A 4,641-nucleotide genomic window follows, 5' to 3' on the forward strand; every position below is an offset into this window, starting at 1 on the left:
GGTCACACTCCCAAGGGGGAAACCATGTCCGACCTGACGCGCAGGACGGCGCCGAGCGCCACCACCGAACTCGCGCTCCTCCAGACCACCGACGCCTGCTCCGACACCTGCTCCGGCTCCGGGTCCGGTGACCCGGTGGGCGACGGCGCCGACCGCGTCAAGAGGTCAAGCCCTGCGCGGCGGGCCCGTTCGCTGTGTCCCTCGGCGGCCGGCGGCCAGCGCAGCGGCCTGCGGACGGCCTGCGCCGCCCTGCTCGTCGCCGCGCTCACCGGGTGCGGCACCGCGCAGGGCGGCATGGTCGGCTTGTCTATGGCGCCGAACGCACCCGGCACCGCGCCGGGGAGCGTGGCGCCCACGACTCCCGGGACGGCCCGCTCGCCCGCGCCCAGCCCCCGCCCCACCGGGTCCGCCGGACCCGCCTCCGCGAAGGCGACGCCGTCGGCCGCCCCGCCTTCGGGCTCCCCGGCCAAGCCGACCACGCTGGTCCGGTCCACCGCGCACGGCGGCCGGACGGTCGCGCTCACCTTCGACGACGGCCCCGGCCCCGCCACCGCCGACGTGCTGGACGTGCTCGCCCAGTACGGTGCCAAGTCGACGTTCTGCCAGATCGGCCCCCAGGCCACCGCGAACCCGGCAGTGGTCAAACGCATCCTCGCCGCCGGCCACCGCCTGTGCGACCACACCGTCCACCACCTTCAGCCGTTCGCCGCACTCACCCACGACCAGCAGGTCCAGGAGATCGGACCCGCCAAGGACATGATCGTCCGAGCCGGCGGACCGGGCACCCAAGTCCCCTGGTTCCGCGCCCCCGGCGGCGGCTTCACCCCCGTCAACGAACAGGTCGCCGCCACCGCCGGCATGCGCTCACTCACCTGGACCGTCGACAGCCTCGACTGGACCAAACCCGGCGTCGCCGCCATCATCGCCAACGTCCAACGCGACCTGCGCCCCGGCGGCGTCGTCCTGATGCACGACGGCGGCGGCGACCGCACCGAAACCATCGCGGCCCTACAGCAACTACTGCCCTGGCTCAAAGCCCAGGGATACACCTTCGACCTCCCCGCCGGATGACGACCACCCCGGCAAGACCGGGGAACCGCCGCAGCCCACCGACCACGGCAGGCCACCGCAGCACCGGGCACCCGCACACCGAGCCTGGCAGCCCGCCTCGCCCACTGCCCAACGCGACACCACCATGCCGCCCGACACAGGCCGCACGGATCGGTGCGCCCACTTCAGCAGGCCCGCCTCCGATGCCAGCCCATGCCGCCCCCGTCGGCTCCTGCGACGGAGCCCCGGCCACCCCCGTCCCTGTCTCCCCACCCGCAAGGTCCGCCATGCCGCCGCCAAACCGCGTGCTCACGACGGCTACGCGGATCCAACCCGCACCCCGGAGAGGCGGCGCCGCCCTTCACGCCCGGTGGTCAGCCCGCCGGCCCGTCGGCCCGCACCGGATCTCCCCGGCTGGTCAGATCACTGCAAAGGCCAAAGGATCACCATGTTCGACCTCTCGTCCCCGGGTCCCGACGGGTCCAAGCCGACACCGGTTCTCCGTACCGGCGGCGGGGCCGCCGGGGAGCGCGGTGCCCGCCCGGTAGGGGAGCTCGAGGACGGAGAGCTGACGGAACGCCTTCGGTCGGGGGAGGACGGTGTTGCGGCGGTACTCTACGCGCGCCACCACCGGGCCACACTCGCCTACGCCCGTTCCTTCGGCAGTACCGCGGACAGCGCCGAGGACCTCGCCAGCGAGGCCTTCACCGCTACTCTCGCCGCCGTCCGAGCGGGCGGCGGTCCCTCCGACAACTGGCGCCCCTACCTCCTGGCGGTGGTCCGCAACACCGCCGCGGCGTGGGCGCGCGCCAACCGCCGCAGCCTTCCCTCCGCCGACGTCGACCTGTTGGCCGACCGGAACACCACGGCCCCGTCACCCGATCAGATCCACGCATCGACCCTCGAACACGACCTGATCGCCGCCGCGTACCGCGCACTGCCCCAGCACTGGCGCATAGCGCTGCAGCACTCAGTACTCGAACAGCGGCCTGCGGACGAGGTCGCCCGCCTCCTCGGGATGAGCACCAGCGGAGCCTCCTCGCTGGTGTCGCGCGCACGCGAAGGCCTGTGCCGCGCTTACCTGACAGCACACCTGCAGGGGGCCGACTCCCCCGAATGCCTCGCCTGCGCCGACCAACTCACAGCACTCGTCCGCCACCCCGCGCGAAGGAAGTCCAAACTCCTGATCCGACACCTCAAGGACTGCACGCGATGCCGACATCACTACGATGAGATGCGCGACACCAACCGGCACCTTCGACTCACAAGGACGGCACTCGTCCGATCCATGCCCCATGCCGAGGACCCCGCCGCGCTCCTCGCACGGGGGTCGGCGACGGCCGAGCCGGCCTCCCCATCCCCTCCGGCCAACCCGAGGACCACACCCACCGTCGCAGCTGAGAGCACCACAGCCGTGACTTCGGCACTGCCACCCGCAGACGGGAGCCCCTCCGCGGCGTACGACCGGCCCGGGCCACTGCCAGAGAGCGCACCCGGATCGAACACCGGCCCGGAGACAGTCACCGCACCGGTCCCACCGGCCGTGGGCCGGGAGCTCCTCCACGAACCATCGACGCCAACCCCGGGCCCGGCCCGCGCCGAGCAGTGACCGCCGACAGGGCACGGCCAACCGACGGCCGTCCACCCCAGGCCGTGGGCTTCCCTTGTGGGCACCAGGATCGGCAGACCGTACCGTACTCCCCGCCGTGCCCCGGGAGACGCGGGTCCCCCATGACGACCACGGCCTCGATGCGCACACTACACAAGGCCACAGTTGCATAACACAACGGATGGCAAGTACGCCACCTCCCTCTCTTTCGAGGAAGGTCCTGAACCCAGGGGGGTCGCCATGCCATCCCCACCCGCTGACACCTCACCGCCAAGGGGCCACCGCACTCGCGGGGAACCATCGGCTCTTCACCCACACGCACGGGGAGAGACGCCGGGCGGGCCTCGCTCGTCGCCCCACCGGTGACAGCGGCGGCGTGACCCTCCCCGTCCGGTCGATGCACTACAGCATCATGGCCAGCCAGGCGGACGCCCAATCCAAGGGTGACCCGGCCAAATACGACGAGTGGCGCAGCCAGGCTCACCATTGCTACCTCGCCGGATTCAACCGCTTCTACGACGGGAATCGGGCACCGCTGTTCATCGGAAACCACTTCGAGCAGTGGAACGGCCGCCCGACGGCGGGTGCTGCGTGAACGGCGGGCCTTTACGACTCCCAGCCCCTCCCCCACCCCATCGGCGCGCCTTGTCAATGCTTCCGCAGAAGGGTCTGACCCACTTTCAGTGCTGGAGCCACGGAGCGTCACCGGAACCGCGATCATGAACGGTCGTGGCTGACGAACTCCTCCAAGACCTCTGGCTCCACCAGACCGCCGACGTCGCGGTCAACACCCTCACCGTCCACCCGCACCGCATCACCGTCCACGCCGCCACCACCAGCGGCTTGGCCTCCTGTCCGTCCTGCGCGACGCTCTCGGGTCGGGTGCACAGCCGCTACGTGCGTCGGCTCGACGACGCGTCGGTGGGTGGGCGGCCGGTGGTGATCGAGTTACGGGTGAGGCGCTTCCGCTGCGGTGAGCCGTCCTGTCCTCGGGCCACGTTCGTCGAGCAGGTGCCGGGGTTGACGTTCCGCCACGGCCGGCGAAGTCAGGGGCTGCAGGCGGTGTTGCGGCGGGTCGCGTTGATGCTGGCCGGCCGGGCGGGGGCCCGGCTCGCGGACGTGTTGGCCGCGCCGGTGGGCCGCTCGACGCTGCTGCGGTTGATACGCGCCGTGCCCGAGACGGCTCTGCCCGTGCCGCGGGTGCTGGGCGTCGACGAGTTCGCCCTGCGCAAGGGGCACGTCTATGCGACGGTCCTGGTCGGCATCGAGACCCGCCGCGTGGTTGACCTGCTGCCCGACCGCAGCGTCGAGACCGTGAGCGCCTGGCTCACGGACCACCCAGGCGTCGAGGTGATCTGCAGAGACCGCTCCGGCACGTTCGCCGAGGCCGGGCGCGTCGGCGCCCCCGACGCCATCCACGTCGCAGACCGCTACCACCTGTGGCACAACCTCGCCGAGGCCGTGGAGAAGACCGTGCTCCAGCACCGGGCCCTGCTGCCCGAACCCGCCCCCGTCGTCGACGACGAACTGCCGACGGTAGCCGCCCTGCCCTCGGTCGCCTCACTGCCCCGCACAACCGGACGCCTGGCCGACCGCGTCCGCGAGCACCACGCCGCCGTCCACGCCCTGATCGACGACGGCGTCGCGCTTCGGACCATCGCCGACCGGCTGGGACTTGCCCGCAACACAGTCCGGCGCCTCGCCCGCGCCGCCGATCCTGACGAACTGCTGGTCGGTCGGTGGACCGGACGCGCCAGCATCCTGGACCCCTTCAAGTCGCACATCGACCAGCGGTTCGCCCAGGGCCTCACCAACGCCCGGCGCCTGTTCGAAGAGATCGCGCAGCGCGGCTACCCGGGCAAGGAGCAGATCGTCCGCAAGTACGTCCTCAGACGCCGTACTTCGTCCTCGACGGCACGCCAGTCGATCTCGTGCCAGTCAGGGGTGTCGTCCTCCGGTCCGTTCGCCACCACGTCCGCACC

The 4,641-nt window shown here is 71.9% G+C and carries 4 protein-coding genes; all 4 read left to right on the forward strand.

All coding sequences use genetic code 11. From position 1 onward, the window contains the following. The first annotated feature begins 24 nt into the window (after positions 1-24). On the forward strand, positions 25-1,071 hold the full coding sequence (locus tag ACFWIC_RS40705; protein WP_380522219.1) for a polysaccharide deacetylase family protein: 1,047 nt from the start codon (positions 25-27) through the stop codon (positions 1,069-1,071). Positions 1,072-1,498: 427 nt separating this feature from the next. Beyond that, entirely contained in the window at positions 1,499-2,659 is a 1,161-nt protein-coding gene (locus tag ACFWIC_RS40710; protein WP_380522221.1) for a sigma-70 family RNA polymerase sigma factor, read from the forward strand. Between the two features lie 397 nt (positions 2,660-3,056). After that, positions 3,057-3,254: a hypothetical protein gene (locus tag ACFWIC_RS40715; RefSeq protein ID WP_380522223.1), complete on the forward strand. Its 198-nt coding sequence runs from the start codon at positions 3,057-3,059 to the stop codon at positions 3,252-3,254. A gap of 134 nt (positions 3,255-3,388) precedes the next feature. Beyond that, a partial coding sequence (locus ACFWIC_RS40720; protein WP_380522225.1) for an ISL3 family transposase occupies positions 3,389-4,641 on the forward strand: 1,253 nt, incomplete at its 3' end.

The organism is Kitasatospora sp. NPDC127035 (assembly GCF_042726075.1).
GTDB lineage: Bacteria > Actinomycetota > Actinomycetes > Streptomycetales > Streptomycetaceae > Kitasatospora.

Coding starts and splice junctions, on each gene's coding strand:
- ACFWIC_RS40705 (WP_380522219.1), top strand. CDS start 25: ATGTCCGACCTGACGCGCAGGACGGCGCCGAGCGCCACCACCGAACTC.
- ACFWIC_RS40710 (WP_380522221.1), top strand. CDS start 1,499: ATGTTCGACCTCTCGTCCCCGGGTCCCGACGGGTCCAAGCCGACACCG.
- ACFWIC_RS40715 (WP_380522223.1), top strand. CDS start 3,057: ATGCACTACAGCATCATGGCCAGCCAGGCGGACGCCCAATCCAAGGGT.